This is a genomic window from Mesorhizobium sp. M2E.F.Ca.ET.209.01.1.1, assembly GCF_004010375.2.
Taxonomy (GTDB): domain Bacteria; phylum Pseudomonadota; class Alphaproteobacteria; order Rhizobiales; family Rhizobiaceae; genus Mesorhizobium.
Genome location: NZ_SADP02001089.1, coordinates 1 through 296, shown reverse-complemented (window position 1 = coordinate 296; position 296 = coordinate 1). Strand labels below are relative to the sequence as shown.

At 60.5% G+C, this 296-nt stretch carries 1 protein-coding gene; it reads right to left on the bottom strand.

Annotated elements, in window-relative coordinates; genetic code table 11:
- Positions 1–88: 88 nt before the first annotated feature.
- Positions 89–296 (bottom strand): RidA family protein (locus EN852_RS39235; RefSeq protein WP_246694590.1); only part of this gene is annotated, 208 nt, incomplete at its 5' end.

The window sequence follows — 296 nt, the reverse complement described above, 5'->3', positions numbered from 1 at the left end:
GCGGCGAATCCGTTGAATTGAAGCCCGCCGACCTCAAGGCGCTGGCCGAGGCGCGGGCTTCGGCCTGAGGAATTCCTGGCACGCTGCCTTAGTCCGGCAGTGCGGCGATTACGACAAGCTCCACCACAAGGTCTGGTTGCGCCAGGGCGGCGACGCCGATCACCTCCGATGGTGGTGGGTTGTTGTAGCTGCAGTGCTTCGGGAAATGTTCGGCAAAGAATTCATCTAATACGTCCAGACGGAAATTGGGTGAGCTGAGGACGCCGCCCGACGGAAAGGGTCCTTTGACGTAGAAC